The organism is Shewanella sp. CAL98-MNA-CIBAN-0140 (assembly GCF_040309905.1).
In the GTDB taxonomy this organism is placed as follows: domain Bacteria; phylum Pseudomonadota; class Gammaproteobacteria; order Enterobacterales; family Shewanellaceae; genus Shewanella; species Shewanella psychromarinicola.
Map to the genome: position 1 here is coordinate 134,724 of NZ_JBEOPI010000001.1, position 25,429 is coordinate 160,152.

The window sequence follows — 25,429 nt, forward strand, 5'->3', positions numbered from 1 at the left end:
ACATGACGGTCAGTAATTTCAATTTTAAAGGTCATAACCGTTATATCGTTATCGTGCCTGCAAGTGCGTCAACGCCAGCTGGATTCCAGTTATTAACGTTTGAGCAAAACAATAATGTTAGTGAGATAATTAATGAAATCTCGCCTCATTTAGTCCGTGATCGTAATGCATTAATTTACGCGCGCAGTCTGGTGATGAATGCGGGTGTAAATGCTAGCTTAAAACCAAGAGATATTACCCGTAAACTCTGTGACATTATTGAGCGCAATTTACTCCGAGTATATGCTGAAACACCCAAACAACAAATTCAGCATTCAACTGAAACAGGCACTCTAGGCGCAAGCTCAACCAATACCAAAGCACCCAAAACCAATAACGGTAAACAAACTTCTGCGTCAGTTCAATCTGGTACTGTGGCGAATCATTCCCCGACGGAAGTGGCTATTGATAAACAAGAGTGCCGCAGTGATCCCGTATCAATGTTAAGTGGCGAAGAAATTTTACCGTTAGTCGATTTTGAGCTTAATGGCTTAATGCCGCTAACGTGGCGTCGTTTGTATCGTTCGAGCAAAATTCTCACCAATATTGGTATGGGTTACGGCTGGCGACATAACTTTTGTGTGCAGCTGGATCATCAATATCAAGCGCCAGCCAAAGTTGGGCCTAAAAAACCCGGTAAATATTGGTTTGAGTTAACCGACGATGAAGGCCGAGTGCATGTGTTCGACTCTGTTAAACGAGGGCAAACCAGTATTCAACTTTCAACAGGTTGGTCGTTAGTACATCAAGCCGATGGCCGCCATGTGTTAATAAAGCCAGATGACAGCCATTGGGCATTTATACAAAAACAAGTTGCAGGTAAAGATGTTTGGCAACTTGAAACCATTAGTAATCATCAAGGCCAATATTTTCAGCTGTATTATGATCAGCAAGGCCGTTTAACCCAGATCACCACAGGTCCCAAACGTGGCGTATTGTTATCTTACAATGCACAGAGCAACTTATTAAAAGTGGCTTCCTACATGTTAGACAGTGATGGCAATAAACAAATTAATCAAAATTTGTTAGCCAGTTACCAATATGATGACGCTCAAGCACTTATTGCCGCTACAGATAACAATGGGCGAGTGGAGCGCTACAGTTATGTCAAGGTCAAGTCAGTCGACATTACATCTGACAGTGATCATCAATATAACCCTAAAAGCACCACTTATCTATTGCAACGCAGGACGCGGGCATCTGGCTTTAGTCATCACTTTTCGTGGGACGGACAAGATCACCGCGCTAAATGTATCGAACAATGGGGTGATGATGATATCTATCATTATCACTTTGAATATACGGCACTCGTTAACGGTATTAAAAGCAGTTGCATTGACTCTTTAGGTCATCGCGAGACTTTTATTCACAATGCACAAGGGCTATTGACTGAACATCACAATCCCAATGGCAGCGTTATACGTCATCAATATGATGCTGTTGGCCGTAAAGTGGCCACCCTTGATGCGTGTAATAATAAAATACGTTATACCTATAACGAGCGAGGGCAGTTAGTTGCTGTTATTCAAGCCGATGGCGGCACGACGCAGTTTGAATATAGTCGTTTAGGCCAACGAATTGTCACCCGAGATGCGATAGGTCGAACGGCTAAAAGGCATTATGATGCCACAGGTCGATTATTGTCTGAAACAGGTTTTGATGGCCGTCAAAGTCAATTTCAATACAATGATGCAGGGCAGTTAACTCAAAAAATCGATGTAAATGGTGTAACATATCGCTACCATTGGGACCGCGATGGTGAGTTACTGGCAACGCAAGTCGGTGATGCATTAACCCGTTTTAGCCATGACAGACTGGGACGAGTTAACGCCACGATTAATCCGCAAGGTCTGGTCACTGAATTTATTCGTGACAACAAAGGCCACATTGTCGAAAGTAAATCGTATTCGCAAGAGACGCAAGATAAACAAGACCAGCCAGAAGAGGCCATTAGTCATTATTATCAATACGATGATGCCGGACGTATTATTCGTCAGCGTCAACAGGCTGATGCTGCTGGTGAGCAAGAACTCAGTAACGATAGTGAGTACATTGATAACATTATTGACTATGACGGTTTAGCCCAACCGCGCCAACAAACCTTTGCCGATGGCAGTTGGCTGAAGTTTTTTTATGATAAAGAGCGTAACTTAAACCGCATCGAACGCAGTGACGGTGCTCAGTACCGTATTGAATATACAGCAACAGAGCAGCCTAAAACCTTAATTGGTTTTGATGGCCGTGAACAACATTATCAATATGACGCCAATGATAACTTAGTGGCAGTGAACGACAGTGATATTCGTTTTGTTGAGCTAAAACGTGATTCAATGGGGCGCATTTGTCAGCAAAGTAGTCATGTAAAACTTGAGCCCAGTGCCACATCTGCATTACTGAATACCCAAAACTTTTATCAATATAACCCGATAGGGCAAATAACTCGCGCCCACAACCAACACCGTACAGTGCAACAACACCTTGACGCTCAAGGGCGCATTAACAAGGTACAACAAAGCCAATGGCAACTTGACTATCAATATGATGACTCGGGCAATCGCAGTGGCTTAACGTTACCTGACGGGCAACAAATTGATTATCAATACAATAAAAACAGTCAATTAAGTGGCATTAGTTTTACAGACAACAGCCCATCGAAGCAGCATGTAAAGTTGGCGGATTATCACTATCTGCCATCAGGGTTATTGGATAAAACAATCCAGGGTAATCAGCTAGAACTCACTTATGCTTATGATGCTCATTCAAGATTAATTGAGCAGACATGGCGACATACACAAAAAGAAACTCTATTATTTGAATCAAGGCGTTATCAATACGATAAACAGCACCAGTTGCAACGCTGCGAAAGCGAGCAGGGCAAAGCTAGCGTCACTGATGGTCAATCTTCTGAACATATTAACCACAAACCAGAGGTTAAACAGTTTAGCTATAACAAAATTAGCCAGTTAATCAGTAATAGTGTTTCAAGTTTGCCAGAGCAAAACGCTAATCGTGGCGATGGTCAACCAAATGCTCGCCAGCAATACCAATGGGATGCTTTTGGTAACCCATTAAAGGCTATTCGTGCTAGTGATATTCATAGCCATACCCATACCCAAGATAAAAGTAGTAATCATGTTAGCGCTAATGAAACGGCTAACAGTCAATCAGCTGAAACAGTAAGACCGAATAAAAATCTCAATGATGTAGTGGTAAACAATGACCGCTTAATGAGTATGGCGGGTGTTGATTACCACTATGACGCCAGTGGTAACCAAATCAGCCAAATCGGCACTGGCAATAAACAACAGCGAAGCTTTAATGGTTTGAACCAACTGGTTCAAATCAACGTTAAAGGCAAGCTGACCCAATACGAATATGATGCTCTAGGCCGTCGCAGTGCAAAAATTACTGAACTTGGTCGAACCGACTTTATTTGGGATAATCACCAGCTGATTGGCGAATGCACTTTAGGTGAATACACCTGGTACATTTATAAGCCCGATACTTTTATTCCCGTCGCACTGATTAAAGCAGGACAGGTTTATTATTATCACCTAGACCAACTTGGCACCCCGATTTGCTTAACGGATGAAAACACCCAAATTGTTTGGCGCAGTCAACAAGATGTGTTCGGTCAAACAATTGAAAACACATTTAATAAACATAGAGACATTGATTATGCTGGTCTGCAAGACAAGATAACTAACCCAATCCGTTTTCAAGGCCAATACTTTGATGACGAATCTGGTTTACACTACAACCGCTTTAGGTACTACAGCCCTCAACAAGCTCGATTTATACATCAAGACCCTATTGGCTTAGTTGGTGGTATAAACCATTATCAATATGCCCCTAACCATGTGAACTGGGTGGATCCGTTTGGTCTGAGTTGTAAAGAGGGATATGCTATCATCAGGCAGTTTGAGAATGGTTTTTCAGAAGGGCATTTTACAATAGAAGTTTTCAACGGGGATTTAAGTTATTCGACACATCAAGTGATAACAGCTGATGACAGAAGTCAAACAACTATAGTTAGAGCAGGCAGTTTTAATCAACAACGAGAGTCTGTTAAAGAGGCTAGAATAGAACTCCCAAATGCTATCGCTGCGATAGATTTACAGAAATCTATGAAAAATGAAAGTTTAGGGCCTTATCATCCTATTGATAATAGTTGTTTATCGCATGTCATTGATGTGCTTAATCAAGGGGAGGGAAGTGAATATAATAAATCTAAAAGAGGTTATTATAAGCTTTTCAAAGATAATAAGTTCGAAAGATTAGATGCTCCAAATTTAGTGGATGAATAAGGTGATTGTATGAGTTTAATTAAATGTAAAGTACATGGGGAATCAGGGGTAGTTCCTTATGTGTCAAAAAAATTGTCTGATAAGATTGCTATAGGTGGTATTCATTCTTTTAAAGATTTCACTGTACTAAATGTTGTTTTTTATGATGGTGATGACATTTTGGGTAGTGATAAATATTATCTATTGAATGACGAGGTTCCATCTGAAATTATAAAAAATAAGCCCATACTTATCCATACTGATGAAGATGAAGTAAATCTTAACACCTTAATCGGACGTTCTTTCTTAGGTGGAGGGTGTTGTGTTAAATGTTTTAACAACTGTGTGAAGAATTTAACTTGCTCTAAATGAATGTAGGTGCCAAAGGTAAATGGTTTGTAATAACTTAGATTTGAGAGTGCCAACAGGTAATGAGTGTAGTGGCACAGTTATTGATGCACATGGGAAAACTAGGGATGATATGAATGAACATGATAAATGGTTACAAGAGATTAGAAGAAAGGAAGAAGCTGAATATCAACAAATGTTAAATGAGGCAATAAAGGAAGCTCCTTTAAGAGGTAAAGATCCATTCAATTTACTGGACCTTAAAAAATACTGGAGTTTTCGTTATCAGAAGAACCTTAATTCAAAGCAGATTGATGAAGCTATGAAGGGTATAGAAAGAGATTATTATTTGGCAGGTAAGCAGTTTTTGACAATGAGAGCATACGGGGAATACTTGATGGAAATGGAATTATATCGCTAAATTGTGAAAAGAATGAGCTATCGTAAAATGAAACATTACTGTTGTCGAAGGTGTTTTACTCGAAATTTAAAGAACAAAGAAAATTAAGTAGTAAGGATTTTCTATTATGTTAACTAAAGGAGATAGTTATGAAAAATGTCCAGCGATAGTAGGCCTAAGTTTTGATGAGGAAAGTAAGCAGGGAATTGCAGAGATTAATGAGATATATGATCTCACAAAAATAGGTCGGCTTGCTCTGTTAATTGGTCAGTTTTATTCAATATTTGGGGGACTTGCAGTTAAAGGATCTTCTGGTTCTGGTGTAAGATTTCTGGATGATTCCTTGGCATTTCAAATTGCAGGTTCTGACGCGGCGCAAACTGAGTATGCAGTTAGTCAGGCCAATTGGGAATATTTTTTCGAGTCATTTAGTGCTTTTGATAAGATAGCCATGGAGTCTATAAGCAAAATTGCATTTAAGCAGGTTATGGCTCATAACGGAAGCCCAAAGGAATACTTGTTTTGGAGTTCAATAGTAAAAGGATGTAAGCCCAATGTTGAATAAATGTATCGTTATATTTTTTTTATTTATATCTTTTATGGCTAAAGCTGAAATTTCTGAAGATGGAAAATATGCAACACTTATGTTGCAGGTTAACTTAGCTAAATATGAGAATAAAAGTAGCCATTGCTTCAAGCAAGTAACGGATTTCATTTTACCAGAAAGTGATATGTTGAAATTAAAACAGATGCCTCGAGAAACTGCTGGTGTTCTCGGTAAGCTTTTTGATGATGCGTTATATAATTGTGCTCAGCCTGAAGTCTTTAATTTAGCTCGCGCTATTCTGACATTACAAGAGCAGAATAAGGTTGAAAAGTCTCAGGCTATAAGTGAGCAAATTAAAAATATACGTCTTTTAGTTTTTCCTAAATCTACAGTAGCTTCTGCTCGAGAGTATGAAAACCTTACTGAAAATATAAAAACTCAATTGGAAAGTATCGAATCATTAAAAAAACCATTTAATCCGATGGTCATTATTGAGAAGGTTTGGGGAGCTCCTCAGTGATGAGGGTATTGAGCCTCTAGCCCAACACAATCTAGGTGCGAAAAAGTTAATTACTATCAGAATAATAAATGCTAAATATGTAGATTTAACTTTTCTTTAAATCAACAATGACAAGGATAATACGATGTCATCAATAAAAATAACTCAAGCTGTCGGGCTGGGTGGAGCTAACAATTTAAACGATGTAAAAACAGTACAAACCGCTTTAAACAAACTACTTAAATTCATACCTCCTACAAAATCATTAATTGTTGATGGTCGTTTAGGCTCTCACCCTGAAAATGCTAAAACCGTTGCAGCGATTAAGTTATTTCAACGTAAAGTACTCAATATGGTACGTCCAGATGGAAAAATTGACGCCAATGGTCGAACTCATCATAAGATAAATGAAAAGCTAATAGCCGTTTCAAGCACGTTTAACTATAAGTTACCGATAGCATCTATTGATATTCAAAAATTATCAGAGTCGGATTATCTAGATATTGCTAATCAACTTGGCTGTAAAGTTGCTGCTGTTAAAGCTGTTGCGGACGTTGAGTCTTCTGGTGATGCATTTTTCTTAAACGGAAAGCCAAAAATTTTATATGAAGCCCATATTTTTTCTCGTTTGACAAATCACAAGTATGATCAAAGTCATCCATCTGTATCCAGTAGAACCTGGAATCGAAGCTTATATACTGGTGGCTCTCAGGAGTATGTAAGGCTTGAAATTGCCATGACGTTAGATACTACAGAGGCTTTGAAGTCGACCTCCTGGGGGCGCTTTCAAATTATGGGCTTTAATTATAGCGAGTCAGGTTTTACTAGCGTAGAAGCATTTGTTAAAGCAATGTTTAGCTCAGAAAGAAAACAGCTTGATGCTTTCGTCAGCTTTGTAAAGAATAAAGGGCTAGAAAAACACCTAATAACGCTAAACTGGGCTTCATTTGCTAAAGGTTATAACGGGTCACAGTACGAACAGAATAAGTATGATATTAAATTACAGAAGGCATTTGAAAAATATGAGAAAAAGTAAACTATCTAAAGCTTCGTGGGTTTTACCCTTATTTTTAGTTGCATCGTGTAGTGCCTCTCAGCGTGATGAGGTAGAGATTATATTTAAATGCCACGCTGATCAGCCCAAATCGATTGATGTTGTCATTAGTAAAATGGATAACACGTTTAAATTAGAGCAATTTAATATTGAAAATTCAAAGCTTGCTAATGCAGCGCTAATTAGCGATGTGAGTAAATCGAGCTACCACCGCTCTTTAGTTACAGAGCACAGTATGACTTTTACACGCGGCAATAGTGAAGTAATAGTGAGTGACTACTACAGCGAAGAACTTGATATGATAACTAAAGAAACATCAGTAACAGTACAAAAAATAGACAAAAAAGAATATTGGCTTTGTGATGATTCAGGTTTTAGTAAACTGGGCTCTATTGAAGATTTCTAGTGAATTATAAATAGTCGTTATTATGTAGAGGCATGGTTATGTTGGCAACCCAAATAGTTATCGATAAGAATCATAATATCATTCTGATAGCAAAGAATAGCTCAATTTAACGGAATTAAATATAAATATAAATAAACATAAGGATATGTAATGAGTCAAATTAACAAAGATGTCAATTATAAAAAAATAGCTGGCGATGCTAGATTAGTGATGATTGGAGAATCAAGCCATAGTACAGAAGCTTATAAATATGAGGCTATGAAGGCTCTTAAACAATTAAAGGCTGCAGGTTTTACTCATTTTGCAATTGAAATGTTACCTAGAATCATGCAAGAGAGTATTGATTTCTATCAGCGAACTGGCAATGGTTTTAATGTAATACAGAAGTATTTTGATCAGTATTGGACTCATGGTTATTTAGTGCCTCATTCATACGGTGAATTGGTTAAAACGGCAAGAACAGTTGGTTTAAAAATAATTGCGCTAGATATTACTGTCGATGAGATGAGTATGCTAGATGATGCCTGTAGCTATGATAATGCAAAGGCAAAGTTATGTTTCGATACTCATACAAAACGAAATATTTCTTGGGCTTCAACTATTGGTAATATTTTAAAAGAGTCAAACCAGAATCGAGTCGTTGCTTTTATGAGCCGTTGGCATGCAGTAGAGGCTGCGGCTTTTCAAGAGGGGCTTGATACTTTAGTCAAGAAGCAAGGTGTTCGAAAAGTTAGGTTTATAGATTATATTGGCGGTATCACATGTTTATCGGAGAGGGATTGTAGAAATACTTCGAATGAGAATAGTGATCTTAAGCAAGAATATTTTTATAGGGAAGGATTTCCACATAAAGCTGCCGTAATGTCATTTCAAGTACATATTCCAGAAAAACGAGTTTCCTCCTCGGGCGCATTAGTATGGTAGGTAAAAAAGCGCTTTCTTTAATTTTTATCACCTTTCTATCAAATAGTTCATTTGCAGGTGGTTTGTGGCCTGATGTTGATATCAAAGATCCAAACTTAACTGTTAATCTCGCTGCTCAGCAATGTGCAAAAAGTTTAATGTATGCAGAAAGTGAACTTGAACTATGGTGTGAAAAAGCATACAGCATGGGGAGTTGGCACTCTTTGCTTTACATTGGTTATCACACTGGAGATGGAAGTCGTTATGTTGATGAAGTCATAAACCAAGTTAAGCATGGTAATTTTGAAGCTATTTTTGAGTTAGCTTGGATTTATTCCACTGGCTCATTTGTTGATATCGATCTTAATAAATCTATTTTGCTCTATAATCAATATTTAAATCATGAAAATAAAAAATCTATTTCTAGAAGAAAACTATATTCAGTTCATGAGGCGCTTTATAACAATTATAAAGAATTAAAGAATTGGCAGAAAGCTTCAGAGCACTTACAGTTTCTTATCGGGCATGGAGATGATACCGTTTATAAAGCGTCACTTATAAAGCAGATGGAAGATATTCGTACAATACTTAGTGATAAATGACCAGAGTTTAAATATTATGTCGGCAAGGGTGCAATTAAATTAATCCTATTGACCTTTCATCTGATATAAAAAAAGCGCCTTTCGGCGCTTTTTTGTTTAGACATCAATCAAAAGATTAACGCTTATCAACGCTCACAAATTCACGTGTTGACTCGCCAGTGTATAACTTACGTGGCCTGGTTGATCTAACATTTCTTTCCAATGTGAAATCCAACCAAGAGTACGAGACTGTGTAAATAACACTGTGAACATATCGTTAGGGATACCAATGGCTTTCATGATGATACCAGAGTAGAAATCAACGTTCGGGTATAGCTTTTTAGAGATGAAGTACTCATATTCAAGTGCAATACGTTCGAGTTCCATTGCTACGTCTAATATAATGGATCAACCACTTTAAGTACTTTAAGGACGTCATGACAGATTTCACGCATGACTTTAGCGCGAGGTCGAAGTTCTTATAAACACGATGGCCAAAGCCCATTAGGCGGAACGGATCGTTTTTGTCTTTCGCTTTTTCGATAAATTCAGGAATGCGATCAACGCTGCCGATTTCTTCTAACATTTCCAAGCAAGCTTCGTTAGCACCACCGTGAGCGGGGCCCACAACGAAGCAATACCCGCTGCAATACATGCAAATGGGTCAGCACCTGAAGAACTGGCTAAACGAACGGTCGATGTAGATACATTTTGCTCGTGCTCAGCATGCAATACAAAAATACGGTCTATTGTTTGCTCAACCACACTGACTACAGAACTGTGATTGATAAAGGCTAAATGGTTTACTCTTTCAGTCTTTACACTCCTAAAAAATCGTTCCATCACGGCATTATCCCAACGATTTCTTTTGTTCCTAAATCAAGTGCGCAGGCTAAATTGGTAAGGCCTTTGTTTAGCCCTTTGTTTAGTGCTAGCTAGGTAAGACAGATTATTCTGTCTTACCGTTCCCGAACACACCTTTTAGTCGTTTCATAAGCATGGTGCATTGGTATTGGTGTCGAGTTGTTTATTTAGGCCATTGTTTAGTCCTAGCTAGGTAGAGAAAAGTTATTCTTTCTGCTTTGGCTGCTTTGGCTGCTTTGGCTTGATGGCTTTTTCTGTTTTACCGTCACCCATCACCCCTTTTAATAGTTCCATAGGCAAAGGAAATAGTATGGTCGAATTCTTTTCTCCGGCAATGTCTGTCAGAGTTTGTAGGTAACGCAGTAAGATCGCATTAGGTTCAATCGCTAAAGTCTTAGCGGCTTCGACCAATTTGGCAGACGCCTCCATCTCGCCAGACGCATGAATGACCTTGGCACGTCTGGTGCGCTCAGCTTCGGCCTGGCGCGCTATGGCTCGCACCATAGTTTCATTGAGATCTACGTGCTTTATTTCAACATTGGAGACTTTTATACCCCAGCCATCGGTGCGAGTATCTAAAATACTCTGAATGTCAGTGTTGAGCATGTCTCGGTTGGCGAGCATTTCATCGAGTTCATGTTGTCCAAGGACTGAACGCAGCGTCGTCTGTGCTAATTGTGAGGTGGCCTGCAGGAAATCTTCCACATTAATAATGGCTTTTTGGGCATCAATAACTCGGAAATAGATCACCGCATTGACCTTAACCGAGACGTTGTCGCGACTGATCACATCCTGAGTGGGAACATCCATCACCACGGTGCGTAAATCGACCCTTACCATCTGTTGGATAAAGGGTATTACTATGATAAGTCCTGGGCCTTTGACCTTATAAAAGCGTCCTAGCATGAAAATCACGCCACGCTGATATTCTAGCAAAATTTTGAAAGTACTAAATAACACCACCAAGATGAGAAACATCAAGGCAACGAAAAAAAGGTTGCTATTATAGGCTAGATTTTCCATCTGTGTTTTCCTCTGTTTTAGGTTCAATGCTAGGCTCTTTGTCGCTTAGGGCTTTGATTGTTAAAGTGAGATCATCTCTTGCTATTACCTGTACTTTCTGTGAGTCCTTTGTGGGGGTATCGCAGATTGCCGCCCAAGTTTCCCCTTCTAGTAGGACAAACCCTGTACGCTCGAAACCCGCAATAACGTGAGCTTGTGCTCCTAACATGGCGTCATCGCCGCTTACCGGTTTTTGATGTCGACTCTTCCACAGGGTCGACAGCACCCAGAGGCTAAATAGCGTAATAGTGACAGTGACCGCAGCGATAAGAGGTAAGGAAATAGTGAATTCACTCTCCGTATCCAGTAAGAATATGGAGCCAAGAGCGAACGCCAAAGCGCCGCCTAGGCCGAAGACCCCAAAGCTTGGCACCATGGACTCAGCAATTAATAATACTATCCCCAAAATCATCAGCCCCAGTCCTGCATAGTTGATAGGCAGGAGCTGAAATGCGTACAGAGCAACCAGCAAGGCAATCCCGCCCGCCACTCCCGCGATGCCTATGCCTGGGTTAAAAAATTCCAGTATCAGGCCATAAATACCTATTAACATCAAAATATAGGCAATGTTAGGGTTAGTAATAGTGGCAATAAACTTGTTACGCCAATCTCTTTGATGTTCAACCAGAGTGGCTTGGTCTAGGTTCAGTGTTAAGGTCTGCCCTTCTTGCTTTAAAGGCCAGCCATTGAGTTTTGCCAGCAGACTTGGCGCATCTTTGGCTATAAGGTCTATCACCTGACTGTCTAGTGCCTCTTCTGAGGTTAGGGTGGCAGCGTCCTTGACCGCCAGTTCAGCCCAGGCTTGATTTCGCCCCCTTAACTGAGCTAATGAGCGTATATAGGCGATGGCATCGTTTAGTATTTTTCGCTCCATCGCGCTGCCATCATTTGGCTGAGCTTCTGAGTTATCATCTGGTTTAGCAGGGGCCTGAGGCATGCCCATTTGCACTGGGGTTGCTGCCCCTAAGGTGGTAGCCGGCGCCATAGCCGCAATATGGCAGGCATAGAGTAAATAGGTGCCTGCACTCATGGCTCTGGCACCCGTTGGCGCAACGAGGCAAGCGATGGGAATGGTTGAAGCCAATATTGCCTGATTGATATCCCTAAGACTTGAAACCAAACCGCCAGGGGTGTCCAAAATTATCATTATCAGGGGAGGGCGCTGACGTTCAGGCAGTTGATTAGCAGCAGTGATTTCTTTGACCAAATATTCACTCACAGCAGGACCCATAGCGCCTTCAAACCTTAGAATCGGCACGTTTTGATTGCTGGCATCGGGAGATGAGTCCGTCTCATTTTGACCATGACAGAAGGTTGAAATAGTAAACAAACCGCAACAAATGATTAAGCGCACGTAGAGTGAGATCATTCTAGCTCCTTAATTTGAGTATTGGTTATATTTTAGCCTAATTATATGATCTGGAAAGGAAGGGCCAATATGTTCTTTGAAATAGTGCCATTACACTCGCTCTGACAACAAACTTATTCTGCAATTAAATTATTTTTTAACGGTATTAACTTATTGTTATTATTGTTTTTATTGGTATTTTTAGTGATATTTCAGAGTTTATATCATGGACCAAAGTGGGTTTGGTTTTTATTATAGAGGGCTTTAAACTAGTGCTACAGATATTAACGCCAAATAAAACTGGGTCAGCATAGCGCTGCAGTCGATTAGCTTGGAACTCATATTGGGTTAAGCTGAGTAAAAAAGTGCAAGACAGGCTACTTGCAGAGTATATGACTCAAGAAGGCATAAACATAGGTACCGGCGGTTAGCGCCCAGTGGGTACTGAAAAAAAACCAATAAAAAAGGCGCCGAGGCGCCTTTTTGATCTGACAACTAAAGTCAGCTAATTAACGCTTATCAACACTCACAAATTCTCGCGCAGACTCACCAGTGTATAACTGACGTGGACGGCTGATTTTGTGTCCTGGTTGATCTAACATTTCTTTCCAATGTGAAATCCAACCAACAGTACGTGACAATGCGAACAGCACTGTAAACATACTATTAGGAATACCAATGGCTTTCATGATGATACCAGAGTAGAAATCGACGTTCGGGTATAGCTTCTTAGAGATGAAGTATTCATCTTCAAGGGCAATACGCTCAAGTTCCATGGCTACGTCTAATAATGGGTCAACCACTTTCAGTTCTTTAAGGACGTCATGACAGGTATCTCGCATCACTTTAGCACGTGGGTCAAAGTTCTTATAAACACGATGACCAAAGCCCATTAGACGGAATGGATCGTTCTTGTCTTTTGCTCTCTCGATAAATTCAGGAATGCGATCAACAGAACCGATTTCTTCTAACATGTCTAAACAAGCTTCGTTAGCACCACCATGAGCGGGGCCCCACAACGAAGCAATACCCGCCGCAATACATGCAAATGGGTTAGCACCTGAAGAACCGGCTAAACGAACGGTCGATGTAGATGCATTTTGCTCATGATCAGCATGCAGTACAAAAATACGGTCCATTGCTTGTTCAACCACAGGGTTGACTTTGTATGCTTCACAAGGCGTAGCAAACATCATCGACAGGAAGTTACCTGCATAACTTAAATCGTTTCGTGGATAAACAAAAGGTTGCCCCATTGAGTACTTGTAGCACATTGCTGCAATTGTCGGCATTTTCGACACTAAGCGGTAAGCAGCAATTTCACGATGCTTTGGATTGTTCACATCAAGAGAATCTTGATAAAAAGCAGATAATGCACCAGTTACACCACAAAGCATTGCCATTGGGTGTGCGTCACGGCGGAAGCCTCTGAAAAAGAATGCAATTTGCTCATGCACCATGGTGTGATTTTTCACAGTGGAGACAAATTGTTCATAATCAGCTTTAGACGGTAATTCACCATATAAAAGCAAGTAGCATAAATCTAAGTAGTTCGATTCTGTAGCAAGCTGCTCAATTGGATACCCACGGTGTAACAAGATACCTTGCTCACCATCGATGTATGTAATTGCTGACTCACAAGACGCAGTCGCTAAAAAGCCTGGATCGAAGGTGAAATACCCCTTTGTCCCAAGTGTACTGATGTCGATAACGTCAAAACCTTCAGTACCTTTCTTGATAGGTAGGTCGATTGAATCGTTTCCTGGTAACTCTAATTTGGCTATATTATCAGCCATACCCCGTTCTCCTTACTTCATTTTTCTATATGAGTGCGGCATGTTAAGCGGTCATTACTCTACAGCGGATCGGGATCACAGATCAATTTAAATAAGCGTTTAAATTTGTTAGACCATAGTATATATGCGCTGAAAACCGCTCTGTGCTTGGATTAGATTAAAAAAACATTAAAAAAACTTATTTTGCATAATGTGATGTTTGTATTTGACAATCCCCACGAGTATACTTGCCTGCGTCCCTAAGGGCGACGGACATCACAGTTTAGGAATGATTAATTTACTAACTTAATAGTGGTTTCTCAATTGATTAGATGTTTGAGAGTAGTCTGTTTTTTGTTTAAAAAATGTTCCATCTTTTGCGAACATTAATGGTTAAGCAAAAAATAGAGACATAACAAAAATAATGCTCAATGGAGCGGAGTGAGCAGAACGTGAAAAAGCAAAGACCTGTCCATCTAGACCTGCAGACGATTCGCTTTCCTGCAACTGCGATCGCGTCAATCCTACACCGTATTTCCGGTGTCATCATGCTATTTGCTATTGGTATCCTTCTTTGGTTGTTAAATTCGACTTTAACATCAGCAGATGGTTTCGCTAGCGTACAATCCTTGTTCGATAGTTTCGTGATGAAGTTCATCATTTGGGGCATTCTAACCGCGTTGAGTTATCACTTATTAGGTGGCATTCGTCACTTGGTCATGGATACCGGCCGCTGGGAAGAATTAACTTCGGGTGTCGCATCAGCTAAGGCTACTTTTGGGTTAGCCGTAGTCTTTTCTATCATAGCGGGGATTTGGGTATGGTAACAAATGCAGCAAGTTTTGGACGCAGTGGTGTTCATGACTATATTCTATTACGCGCAAGTGCAGTGATCCTCGCTTGTTATACTATTTTTTTAGTTGGTTTTATCGCGTGTAGTGCCCCGTTAACTTTCGAAATTTGGAGTGGTTTATTTAGTTCACTTCCAATGAAAGTCTTTACCCTTATAACGCTGATTGCTTTACTTATCCATGCATGGATTGGTGTATGGCAAGTGTTGACGGATTACGTCAAACAGACTGCGTTACGTGGTGTATTACAGTTTACCTTTGTTATGATCGCATTGAGTTATTTAGCGTCAGGCATTGTAATAGTGTGGGGTGTTTAAGTGAGTATTCCAGTTCGCGAATTTGATGTGATCGTAATCGGCGCCGGTGGCGCAGGTATGCGAGCAGCATTACAGATTTCTAAAGAAGGTAAGAGCTGTGCGCTGTTATCTAAAGTATTCCCAACTCGTTCACATACCGTTTCTGCTCAAGGTGGAATCACAGTAGCATTAGGTAATGCTCATGAGGACCATTGGGAACAGCACATGTACGATACGGTTAAGGGTTCTGATTTTATCGGCGACCAAGAAGCCATTGAGTTTATGTGTCAAACGGGTCCTGAAGCGATTATCGAACTTGAGCAAATGGGTTTACCCTTCTCTCGTTTCGAAGACGGCACAATCTATCAGCGTCCTTTTGGTGGCCAATCAAGAAACTTTGGTGGCGAGCAAGCCGCTCGGACTGCAGCAGCCGCTGACCGAACGGGTCATGCACTGCTTCATTGTTTATACCAACAAAATGTTAAGCATAAAACTGACGTTTATTCTGAGTGGTATGCCTTAGATTTGGTTAAAAATAATGATGGTGTTGTGGTCGGTTGTACCGCGATTGAAATTGAAACCGGCAACATTGTTTATTTCAAAGCTAAAGCAACAATTTTAGCAACCGGTGGTGCAGGGCGTATTTATGCCTCAACCACTAATGCTCATATTAATACTGGTGACGGTGTGGGTATGGCTGCGCGTGCTGGCGTTCAATTACAAGACATGGAAATGTGGCAGTTCCACCCAACGGGTATCGCTGGCGCGGGTGTTTTGGTGACTGAAGGTTGTCGCGGTGAAGGCGGATACTTATTAAATAAAGATGGCGAACGTTTCATGGAACGTTATGCGCCAAACGCGAAAGATTTAGCCTCACGCGACGTGGTTGCACGTTCAATGATGACTGAAATTCGTGAAGGTCGTGGTTTAGACGGTCCTTTAGGCCCGCATTTGTTACTTAAGCTTGATCATTTAGGCAAAGAAACCCTTGAAGCGCGTCTTCCTGGAGTGTGTGAATTATCACGTACCTTTGCTCATATCGATCCTGCTGATGGTCCTATTCCTGTGTTACCAACGTGTCATTACATGATGGGCGGTTTACCGACTAAAGTGAGTGGTCAAGTTATTCGTCAGAATGACGATGGCACAGAGCAAGATGTATTAGGTTTATTTGCCGTAGGTGAGATTGCCTGTGTATCTGTTCACGGTGCAAACCGCTTAGGGGGTAACTCACTGCTTGATTTAGTGGTCTTCGGTCGTGCGGCAGGACAACATTTAGGCAAAGCATTAGACGACACTCCTGATCCAAAAGCGGCGACAGACGTAGAAATTGATGCATCACTTGCTCGTCTTAATCGTTGGGAAAGCAACAAAGACGGTGAAGACCCTGCGGTTATACGTAAAGATCTTCAATTGTGTATGCAGTTAAATTTCTCTGTTTTCCGCAGTGGTGAAGCCATGGCTGAAGGTTTAGAACAGCTGCAAGCAATTCAAAAGCGTCTTGAAAATGCCAAGTTATCTGACAATTCAACAGAATTTAATACTCAACGTATTGAGTGCTTAGAATTAGATAACTTAATGGCAACAGCGCTGTCAACTGCTTATGCGGCTAACTTCCGTACTGAAAGTCGTGGTGCGCATTCTCGTGAAGATTATTTAGATCGTGATGATGACAACTGGTTATGTCATAGCTTGTATGACCCAATGACTCAAGCTATGAGTAAACGTGATGTCAACATGACACCTCAATTACGTGAAGCGTTTCCACCGGTAAAACGTACCTATTAGGCAGGAGTTGCAAAGATGAAATTAACATTTGCATTGTATCGTTATAATCCTGATGTAGATAACAAGCCTTACATGAAGGATTACACCTTAGACGTGCCTGAGGGCACTGATATGATGGTGTTAGATGCGTTAATTAAACTGAAAGAACAAGACTCAACGCTTGCGTTCCGTCGTTCATGCCGTGAAGGTGTGTGTGGTTCTGACGGTGTTAACATGAATGGTAAAAATGGATTAGCGTGTATCACGCCATTATCGACCTTTAAAGGGAAGAAAATTGAAATCCGTCCTTTACCAGGCATGCCAGTAGTGCGAGATTTGGTCGTTGACCTGACTCAGTTCTACAAGCAATACGAAAAAATTAAGCCTTATCTGATCAATGATGAAAAGGCGCCGGCTCGTGAACATTTACAATCACCTGAAGAGCGTGCTCATTTAGATGGTTTATATGAATGTATTTTGTGTGCATGTTGTTCAACCTCGTGTCCATCTTTCTGGTGGAACCCGGATAAATTTATCGGCCCAGCCGGTTTATTGCATGCCTATCGTTTCTTGATTGACAGCCGCGACACTGCCACTGAGGAGCGTTTATCTGAACTAGATGATGCTTACAGTGTGTTCCGTTGCCATGGCATTATGAACTGTGTTGATGTTTGTCCTAAAGGATTAAACCCAACTAAAGCGATTGGTCATATCAAGTCAATGTTACTTAAGCGAGCTGTTTAATGCATGAAGAAGAGCAAAATAGTCTGACTTATTAGCTCTGTTAAGAGCCATCTTCAAAATTGAGGATGGCTCTTTTGTGTATTTATGCAATACCTCCTGTCATTATCTTGCTAAGATAATTTCAGTCTACGTGTGATGTAACTTACGTTACTCACTGTTATGTTTATGGCTAGTACGTGTATCAAGTTTGAAAGGAATAACAATGCACCAAGGCATCATGAAAGCCTGGCTCGAGTCGTCATATTTAAGTGGTTCGAACTCGACCTACGTAGAAGAGATGTATGAAACCTATCAAGAAGATCCGCAATCAGTGTCTGCTGATTGGCAGCTTGTTTTTGATAATCTCCCTCCGGTTAACGGTGCCTCAATAGAAGTACCCGAAACAGCCCATTCTAAAGTTCGTGACTATTTTCGGAGTTTAGCTCTACAAGGTCGTCTAAAAAACGCTACCAGCGTCAGCGATCCTGAGTTAGATGCGAAGCAAGTTAAAGTGCTGCAACTGATCAATGCCCATCGTTTCCGTGGCCATCAAAATGCCAATTTAGATCCATTAGGATTGTGGAAACGCGAGCAAGTACAAGAGTTAGATCCTGCTTACCACGGCTTAACCGTTGAAGACATGCAGCGTCAGTTTAATACGGGGTCATTCGCCTTGGGCGGTGAGACCATGAAGCTTGCTGATATTATTCATGCATTAAAGAGCACTTATTGTGGCTCGATTGGTGCTGAATACATGCATATCACTGATACCGATGAAAAGCGTTGGATCCAGCAACGTCTTGAACCCACATTAGGTAAAGCCCAGTACGATAACGATATTAAAAAACGTATTCTTGAAGGGTTAAATGCGGCAGAAGGTATCGAAAAATACCTTGGGGCTAAATTCCCTGGCGCTAAGCGTTTCTCTTTAGAAGGCGGTGATGCACTGGTTCCGATGATGCGTGAAATCATTTACCGTGCGGGTGAAGCGGGTACCAAAGAAATCGTTGTCGGTATGGCTCACCGTGGTCGCCTAAACGTGCTCGTTAATGTGTTAGGTAAGCGTCCTGCTGAACTGTTTGACGAGTTTGCAGGTAAGCATGGCGACACTCACGGTTCCGGTGACGTAAAATATCACCAAGGTTTTTCATCAGATTTTGAAACACCCGGCGGCAATGTCCATTTAGCCTTAGCTTTTAACCCATCTCATTTAGAAATTGTTAACCCAGTGGTGATTGGTTCTGTGCGCGCGCGCCAAGATCGCCGTGGCTGTAAAGACGGTTTACAGGTGATGCCCATCACCATTCATGGTGATGCTGCTATTACCGGGCAAGGGATTGTTCAAGAGACATTTAATATGTCTCAAACACGTGGTTTCAGAGTCGGTGGCTGCATTCGTATTGTCATCAATAACCAAGTTGGTTTTACGACATCTAACCACGCTGATACACGTTCAACCGAATACTGTACTGACATCGCTAAGATGGTTCAGGCGCCCATTTTTCACGTCAACTCTGATGATCCTGAAGCCGTTGCGTTTATCTCTCAACTTGCAGTGGATTATCGTAATGAGTTTAAACGTGATGTGGTTATTGATTTAGTGTGTTATCGCCGTCATGGCCATAACGAAGCGGATGAGCCTAGTGCTACACAGCCGCTCATGTACGCTAAAATCAAAAAGCACCCAACGCCACGTAAAATCTATGCAGATAAGTTAATCGCTGAAAACAGTATTCCAGCCGATGAAGTGACGGGGTTAATTAATCATTACCGTGATGCATTAGATGCCGGTGATTGTGTAGTGAAAGAATGGCGTCCAATGACGTTGAACACAGTTGACTGGACGCCTTATCTTAATCGTGAATGGGATGAAGATTACGCGGCTGCTATGTCGATGGAACGTCTACAAAACTTAGCTAATAAGTTAGTCGATATTCCTGAAAACCATACCCTTCAATCTCGTGTTGCCAAAATTTACGCCGATCGTACCGCGATGGCCAAAGGTGATAAATTACTCGATTGGGGGTTTGCTGAAACCTTAGCGTATGCCTCGATTCTTGAAGATAACAAGCGTGTGCGCATTACCGGTCAAGACACTGGTCGCGGCACATTCTTCCATCGTCATGCTATTTTACATAGCCAGAAAGACGGCACCACCTATTTACCTTTGCGTAATGTGGCTGATGAACAAGCGCCAATCGACATTATTGACTCGGTATTATCTGAAGCATCAGTGGTGGCATTTGAATACGGCTACGCGACTACTGAACCGGGTGGATTAAACATCTGGGAAGCGCAGTTTGGCGATTTCGTCAACTGTGCCCAAGTGGTGATCGATCAATTCTTATCATCTGGAGAGCAAAAGTGGGGCCGTTTATGCGGTCTGACGTTGCTGTTACCTCATGGATATGAAGGTCAAGGTCCAGAGCACTCGAGTGCCCGTTTAGAGCGTTTCTTGCAATTATGTGCTAACCACAACATGCAAGTGTGTGTGCCATCAACACCGGCGCAGGTTTATCACATGTTGCGTCGTCAGGTTGTGCGCCCAATGCGTCGTCCGTTAGTGGTTATGTCGCCTAAATCTTTACTGCGTCATCCATTAGCTGTCTCTAGCTTAGAAGAGCTTGCACAAGGCACTTTCCAAAATATTATTGGTGAGATTGATACCTTAGACGCCAGCCAAGTGGACCGCGTTGTATTTTGCAGCGGCAAAGTCTATTTCGAGTTACTTGAAAAACGTCGCAAAGAGAATGTGAACAATGTTGCCCTCATTCGTGTTGAGCAGTTGTATCCGTTTCCTGATGTGGAATTACGTGCGGCATTAGCTACATACCAACATGTTACTGATTTTGTTTGGTGTCAGGAAGAGCCACAAAACCAAGGTGCATGGTACTGTAGTCAGCATCATTTCTGGGCTAATATTCCTGCAGGCGCTCAATTAACTTATGCCGGTCGTGAAGCTTCTGCTGCGCCAGCATGTGGTTATCCAGGGTTGCACATACATCAGCAAGAATCATTAGTAAATAGCGCATTAAAACTGTCGTAATAGATAATTTATATAAGGGAAGTTTTCCATGAGTATCGAAATTAAGGTACCCGTATTACCAGAATCTGTTGCTGATGCAACTATTGCTACTTGGCATGTTAAACCTGGTGAGCAGGTGACTCGCGATCAAAACTTAGTCGATATCGAGACTGACAAAGTTGTGTTAGAAGTGGTTGCGCCAGAAGATGGTTCAATCTCTGAATTGTTATTTCAAGAAGGTGACACTGTTTTAGGTGAACAAGTGATTGCTAACTTTGTCGCTGGTGTGGTGTCAGGTCAAGAAGTGACTAAAGCTGAAGCATCAGCGCCTGTTGCCGCCGCAACTACCGCAACTGCTGCTGAGGAGTCTAATGATGCATTAAGCCCATCGGTTCGTCGTGTTATTGCTGAGCATAATCTTGATGCCAGTAAAATTAAAGGTTCTGGTGTGGGTGGACGTGTGACTAAGGACGATGTTGATGCATTCCTTAAGTCAGCACCGGCTAAAGCTGCGCCTGTTGCCCCGGTAGCACCGGTAGCACCACTAGAAGGTCGTAGTGAGAAGCGTGTTCCTATGTCACGTCTTCGCAAAACCATCGCGAAACGTCTTTTAGAAGCAAAAAATTCAACGGCAATGTTAACCACGTTTAACGAAGTTAACATGAAGCCAATCATGGATATTCGTAAACAGTACCAAGAAATCTTCGAAAAGCGCCATGGTATTCGTTTAGGCTTTATGTCTTTCTATATCAAAGCCGTAACTGAAGCATTAAAACGTTTCCCTGAAGTTAACGCGTCTATGGACGGTGATGACATTGTGTATCACAACTATTTTGATATCAGCATTGCAGTATCGACACCTCGTGGTCTGGTGACACCAGTATTACGTGATACCGATACCATGAACCTAGCTGAAATTGAGAAAGCGGTACGTGAGTTAGCGATTAAAGGCCGTGACGGTAAGTTGTCTGTTGCCGACATGACGGGCGGTAACTTCACAGTGACTAACGGTGGCGTTTTTGGTTCATTAATGTCGACGCCTATTTTGAACCTGCCACAAAGCGCAATCTTGGGCATGCATGCCATTAAAGATCGCCCAATGGCAGTCAATGGTCAGGTTGAAATCCTGCCTATGATGTACCTAGCACTCTCTTACGATCATCGTATTGTTGATGGCCGTGAGTCAGTTGGCTTCTTAGTCGCGATTAAAGACTTCTTAGAAGATCCAACTCGTCTGCTACTTGATCTATAAGTCAGTAGATAAACCCTCGTCGCTGGCTCATATTGAGCCAGTTGGATTTGATTTGAAGTATATGGATAGATCATCATGAATTTGCATGAGTATCAGGCAAAATCTTTATTTGCCGAATATGGTTTACCAGTCTCTGAAGGCTTTGCTTGTGATACTGCTCAAGAAGCAGTAGAAGCAGCAGGCCACATTGGCGGAAATTTATGGGTTGTTAAGTGTCAAGTACACGCTGGCGGCCGTGGTAAAGCAGGTGGCGTTAAAGTTACCAGCAGTAAAGACGAAATCAGAGCATTCGCAGAAAACTGGTTAGGCAAGAACTTAGTTACTTACCAGACTGACGCTAAAGGTCAGCCAGTGGCTAAAATTCTCGTTGAAAGCTGCACTGACATTGCCAATGAATTGTACTTAGGTGCAGTTGTTGACCGAAGCAGCCGTCGCGTTGTGTTTATGGCGTCGACTGAAGGTGGTGTTGAAATTGAAAAAGTGGCTGAAGAAACGCCAGAACTTATTCATAAAGCTATCATTGATCCGCTAACCGGTCCTCAAGCTTATCAAGCTCGTGATCTTGGTTTCAAGTTAGGGTTAAACCCAACGCAAATGAAGCAGTTTACTAAGATCTTCATGGGTCTAGCAAACATGTTTAACGACTATGATTTCGCGTTATTAGAAATCAATCCACTGGTGATCACCTCTGAAGGTAACCTTCATTGTTTAGATGGCAAAATTGGTATCGACGGTAATGCATTATTCCGTCAACCAAAAGTCAAAGCAATGCACGATCCATCACAAGATGATGCACGTGAAGCGCACGCGGCTAAATTTGAATTAAACTATGTTGCTTTAGACGGTAACGTAGGTTGTATGGTTAACGGTGCCGGCCTAGCGATGGGTACAATGGACATCGTAAACTTACATGGCGGCAAGCCAGCTAACTTCTTAGACGTTGGCGGTGGAGCAACCAAAGAACGTGTTGCTGAAGCCTTTAAGATCATTCTTTCTGACAGCAATGTTAAAGCGGTATTAGTTAACATTTTCGGTGGTATCGTGCGTTGCGATATGATCGCTGAAGGTATTATCGGTGCGGTCAAAGAAGTTGGCGTTAAAGTGCCAGTGGTTGTTCGTCTTGAAGGTACTAACGCCCAATTAGGTCGTGAAGTATTAGCTAAGTCTGGTCTTGATATCATCGCGGCAACAAGTCTAACTGACGCGGCTGAGCAAGTTGTTAAAGCTGCGGAGGGCAAATAATGTCTGTTTTAATTAACAAAGATACCAAGGTGATCTGTCAAGGTTTCACTGGTGGTCAGGGTACTTTCCACTCTGAGCAAGCAATTGACTATGGCACACAAATGGTTGGCGGTGTTTCTCCTGGGAAAGGTGGTCAAACTCACCTAGGTCTTCCAGTATTTAATACTGTTAAAGATGCAGTCGCTCAAACAGGTGCAACGGCAACGGTTATCTATGTGCCGGCACCATTTTGTAAAGACGCTATCCTTGAAGCCATCGATGCTGGTATTGAGCTAATCGTTTGTATCACTGAAGGCATCCCTACACTTGATATGCTGGAAGTGAAAGTGAAGCTAGAAGAAACTGGCGTTCGCATGATCGGTCCTAACTGCCCAGGTGTTATCACTCCGGGTGAATGTAAGATTGGTATTATGCCTGGTCACATTCACAAGCCTGGTAAAGTCGGTATTGTTTCTCGCTCTGGTACATTAACGTACGAAGCGGTTAAGCAGACAACTGATGAAGGTTTCGGCCAATCGACTTGTGTCGGTATTGGTGGTGACCCTATTCCTGGTACTAACTTCATCGACGTATTGGAAATGTTCCAAAACGATCCACAGACAGAAGCGATTGTGATGATCGGTGAAATCGGTGGCACGGCTGAAGAAGAAGCGGCTGAATACATCAAAGCACACGTCACTAAGCCTGTTGTGTCTTACATTGCTGGTGTCACTGCACCAGAAGGTAAGCGTATGGGCCATGCTGGCGCAATAATCGCTGGCGGTAAAGGTACTGCTGCTGATAAGTTTGCGGCTTTAGAGGCTGCTGGTGTAACGACTGTTCGCTCTTTAGCTGACATCGGTAAAGCACTACGAACTAAAACAGGCTGGTAATATTTTATCTTCCTGAAAAAAGGCGCTTAGGCGCCTTTTTTGTTGCTTTTTTAACCTTGAATGATCGGTTATCTTGTTAATTCTATCTGGTTGTTAGCTGAATTTATAAGCATGCTTAATCTTAATTCTGGTTAAGAGATGGGATGAATGGCTAAAAGGCAGAATACCTCCACATATTCCAACTCAAACTTGCCATTTGTTTGCTAACAAGATGAATTTACCTGTTAATGGCTGCGTCAATAGCGAGTCTATTGCAACTCAATACAAGGAAGTTAGCTGCACAAAGAACTGTTTGATAACCGTTTATTATCCCGGGCTGAGGTTATTTATGACCATTGTTAGTATTATTTTTCCATTGATTTTTATGGTGGCTCTAGGTTATGTGTTAACGCGTGCGGGTTTTTTTAATAGAGAACACATTGCGGGGATTAGCAAATTCACTTTTTATGTCAGTATTCCGGCGTTTTTATTCATCAATATGCTGGCAGCACCGTTAGCACAAAGTATTGATCCATTTGCGTTGTTGGCTTTTTATTTACCCGTACTGTTGGTGTTTGCCATAGGCTATCGCATTAATCGCCACTTTAGCCCTGTAGCACTGCAAGGACGTGACGCCAGTGCGGTATTTGCATTAGGTGCCAGTTATTCCAATACTGTGTTGGTCGGCTTGCCGATTATTACCGCAGCATTAGGTGAAGCTATGATAGGGCAGGTATTTATGATCATTACTTTTCATAGCGCCACCTTGTTCGCGCTGACTTTTATCTTAGCTGCACGAGCACAATGCCAAGGGTTTTCATGGCGACGATTCGCTCGTTCCATGGCACTGAATCCGGTGGTGATGAGTATTGGGCTAGGTATTCTAGCGAATGCCTTAAATCTTAACTTGGGGGAGCAGCTTAATGATGGCTTGGCATTATTAGCCAAACCTGCATTAGCATGTGCATTATTTGTTTTAGGCGCTAATTTAAGTTTCTATCGAATAGGTGAGCATTGGCGTTTAGCATTAATGGCAAGCAGCTTAAAAATTATTTTATTGCCAGCGTTAGTGTATATGATGGCGCATTTTGTGTTTCAGCTAGCGGTTCAGAACACTGCGATGTTGGTGTTATTGAGTGCTTCTCCGCTTGGCGTGAACGCTTATCTGATAGCTACAGAACTTAAGCAGCATGAATCAACCTTAGGTAGCACGGTGGTATTATCGACCTTGTTATCAGTGCTTAGTTTTAGTTTATGGCTGACATTATTGCTTTAACTTAATTTTGGAAGCTTATGATAAATGTTAACCA

At 41.6% G+C, this 25,429-nt stretch carries 21 protein-coding genes and 2 pseudogenes; 18 read left to right on the forward strand and 5 right to left on the reverse strand.

The window, feature by feature from the left end; genetic code table 11:
• Nucleotides 1–2: 2 nt before the first annotated feature.
• The 9 genes from AAEY93_RS00555 (at nt 3) to AAEY93_RS00595 (ending at nt 9,084) form a co-directional block, all read left to right on the forward strand.
• Entirely contained in the window at nt 3–4,346 is a 4,344-nt protein-coding gene (locus AAEY93_RS00555; protein WP_351074403.1) for an RHS repeat-associated core domain-containing protein, read from the forward strand.
• A 9-nt stretch (nt 4,347–4,355) separates the two neighbouring features.
• Nucleotides 4,356–4,697 (forward strand): hypothetical protein, encoded by a 342-nt coding sequence (locus tag AAEY93_RS00560; RefSeq protein WP_351074405.1) that lies wholly within the window; start codon nt 4,356–4,358, stop codon nt 4,695–4,697.
• A gap of 19 nt (nt 4,698–4,716) precedes the next feature.
• Nucleotides 4,717–5,094: a hypothetical protein gene (locus AAEY93_RS00565; protein WP_351074407.1), complete on the forward strand. Its 378-nt coding sequence runs from the start codon at nt 4,717–4,719 to the stop codon at nt 5,092–5,094.
• Between the two features lie 106 nt (nt 5,095–5,200).
• Nucleotides 5,201–5,638, forward strand: a complete 438-nt coding sequence (locus AAEY93_RS00570; protein ID WP_351074409.1) for a hypothetical protein — start codon at nt 5,201–5,203, stop codon at nt 5,636–5,638.
• Nucleotides 5,628–6,140 carry a hypothetical protein gene (locus AAEY93_RS00575; RefSeq protein ID WP_351074411.1) on the forward strand — a complete coding sequence of 171 codons (513 nt, stop codon included), beginning with the start codon at nt 5,628–5,630 and terminating at the stop codon, nt 6,138–6,140. The genes AAEY93_RS00570 and AAEY93_RS00575 overlap by 11 nt, the downstream gene beginning before the upstream one ends.
• A 124-nt stretch (nt 6,141–6,264) precedes the next feature.
• Nucleotides 6,265–7,155 (forward strand): N-acetylmuramidase domain-containing protein, encoded by an 891-nt coding sequence (locus AAEY93_RS00580; RefSeq protein ID WP_351074413.1) that lies wholly within the window; start codon nt 6,265–6,267, stop codon nt 7,153–7,155.
• Nucleotides 7,142–7,579, forward strand: a complete 438-nt coding sequence (locus AAEY93_RS00585) for a hypothetical protein (RefSeq protein WP_351074415.1) — start codon at nt 7,142–7,144, stop codon at nt 7,577–7,579. The genes AAEY93_RS00580 and AAEY93_RS00585 overlap by 14 nt, the downstream gene beginning before the upstream one ends.
• Before the next feature lie 150 nt (nt 7,580–7,729).
• Nucleotides 7,730–8,503 (forward strand): ChaN family lipoprotein, encoded by a 774-nt coding sequence (locus AAEY93_RS00590; protein ID WP_351074417.1) that lies wholly within the window; start codon nt 7,730–7,732, stop codon nt 8,501–8,503.
• Nucleotides 8,497–9,084, forward strand: a complete 588-nt coding sequence (locus AAEY93_RS00595; RefSeq protein ID WP_351074419.1) for a hypothetical protein — start codon at nt 8,497–8,499, stop codon at nt 9,082–9,084. The genes AAEY93_RS00590 and AAEY93_RS00595 overlap by 7 nt, the downstream gene beginning before the upstream one ends.
• Before the next feature lie 115 nt (nt 9,085–9,199).
• On the opposite strand, the pseudogene AAEY93_RS00600 reads toward AAEY93_RS00595, so the two are convergent.
• The 5 genes and pseudogenes from AAEY93_RS00600 to AAEY93_RS00620 all read right to left on the reverse strand — a co-directional run.
• Nucleotides 9,200–9,828, reverse strand: a pseudogene (locus AAEY93_RS00600) (citrate/2-methylcitrate synthase); the annotation flags it as partial.
• Nucleotides 9,811–9,927: pseudogene (locus tag AAEY93_RS00605) on the reverse strand (IS3-like element ISSde8 family transposase); the annotation flags it as partial. The pseudogenes AAEY93_RS00600 and AAEY93_RS00605, both read right to left, overlap by 18 nt.
• Before the next feature lie 204 nt (nt 9,928–10,131).
• Nucleotides 10,132–10,950 carry a slipin family protein gene (locus tag AAEY93_RS00610; RefSeq protein WP_335686240.1) on the reverse strand — a complete coding sequence of 273 codons (819 nt, stop codon included), beginning with the start codon at nt 10,948–10,950 and terminating at the stop codon, nt 10,132–10,134.
• Nucleotides 10,931–12,358: an NfeD family protein gene (locus AAEY93_RS00615; RefSeq protein ID WP_351074421.1), complete on the reverse strand. Its 1,428-nt coding sequence runs from the start codon at nt 12,356–12,358 to the stop codon at nt 10,931–10,933. The genes AAEY93_RS00610 and AAEY93_RS00615 overlap by 20 nt, the downstream gene beginning before the upstream one ends.
• Before the next feature lie 488 nt (nt 12,359–12,846).
• The gene (locus tag AAEY93_RS00620) at nt 12,847–14,133 is read right to left on the reverse strand and encodes a citrate synthase (RefSeq protein WP_101030813.1); all 1,287 of its coding nucleotides are present in this window, start codon (nt 14,131–14,133) and stop codon (nt 12,847–12,849) included.
• A gap of 410 nt (nt 14,134–14,543) precedes the next feature.
• Between AAEY93_RS00620 and sdhC the strand changes: the two genes are divergently transcribed.
• The 9 genes from sdhC to AAEY93_RS00665 all read left to right on the forward strand — a co-directional run bounded on the left by sdhC (nt 14,544) and on the right by AAEY93_RS00665 (nt 25,395).
• Nucleotides 14,544–14,939 (forward strand): succinate dehydrogenase cytochrome b556 subunit, encoded by a 396-nt coding sequence (gene sdhC / locus AAEY93_RS00625; protein ID WP_101030815.1) that lies wholly within the window; start codon nt 14,544–14,546, stop codon nt 14,937–14,939.
• Nucleotides 14,933–15,280, forward strand: coding sequence for a succinate dehydrogenase, hydrophobic membrane anchor protein (sdhD, locus tag AAEY93_RS00630; RefSeq protein ID WP_101030817.1), 348 nt, complete (start codon nt 14,933–14,935; stop codon nt 15,278–15,280). Before sdhC ends, sdhD begins: the two co-directional genes overlap by 7 nt.
• On the forward strand, nt 15,281–17,047 hold the full coding sequence (gene sdhA, locus AAEY93_RS00635; protein ID WP_101030819.1) for a succinate dehydrogenase flavoprotein subunit: 1,767 nt from the start codon (nt 15,281–15,283) through the stop codon (nt 17,045–17,047).
• Nucleotides 17,048–17,062: 15 nt separating this feature from the next.
• Nucleotides 17,063–17,770, forward strand: coding sequence for a succinate dehydrogenase iron-sulfur subunit (locus tag AAEY93_RS00640; RefSeq protein ID WP_101030821.1), 708 nt, complete (start codon nt 17,063–17,065; stop codon nt 17,768–17,770).
• Between the two features lie 202 nt (nt 17,771–17,972).
• Entirely contained in the window at nt 17,973–20,795 is a 2,823-nt protein-coding gene (sucA, locus tag AAEY93_RS00645) for a 2-oxoglutarate dehydrogenase E1 component (protein ID WP_124013868.1), read from the forward strand.
• 28 nt (nt 20,796–20,823) lie between these two features.
• Nucleotides 20,824–22,026: a 2-oxoglutarate dehydrogenase complex dihydrolipoyllysine-residue succinyltransferase gene (odhB, locus tag AAEY93_RS00650; protein ID WP_351074426.1), complete on the forward strand. Its 1,203-nt coding sequence runs from the start codon at nt 20,824–20,826 to the stop codon at nt 22,024–22,026.
• Nucleotides 22,027–22,101: 75 nt separating this feature from the next.
• Nucleotides 22,102–23,268, forward strand: coding sequence for an ADP-forming succinate--CoA ligase subunit beta (gene sucC / locus AAEY93_RS00655; protein WP_101030827.1), 1,167 nt, complete (start codon nt 22,102–22,104; stop codon nt 23,266–23,268).
• Nucleotides 23,268–24,140 (forward strand): succinate--CoA ligase subunit alpha, encoded by an 873-nt coding sequence (sucD, locus tag AAEY93_RS00660; RefSeq protein ID WP_351074429.1) that lies wholly within the window; start codon nt 23,268–23,270, stop codon nt 24,138–24,140. The genes sucC and sucD overlap by 1 nt, the downstream gene beginning before the upstream one ends.
• Nucleotides 24,141–24,468: 328 nt before the next feature.
• Nucleotides 24,469–25,395 (forward strand): AEC family transporter, encoded by a 927-nt coding sequence (locus tag AAEY93_RS00665; protein WP_124013866.1) that lies wholly within the window; start codon nt 24,469–24,471, stop codon nt 25,393–25,395.
• Nucleotides 25,396–25,429: the final 34 nt, after the last annotated feature.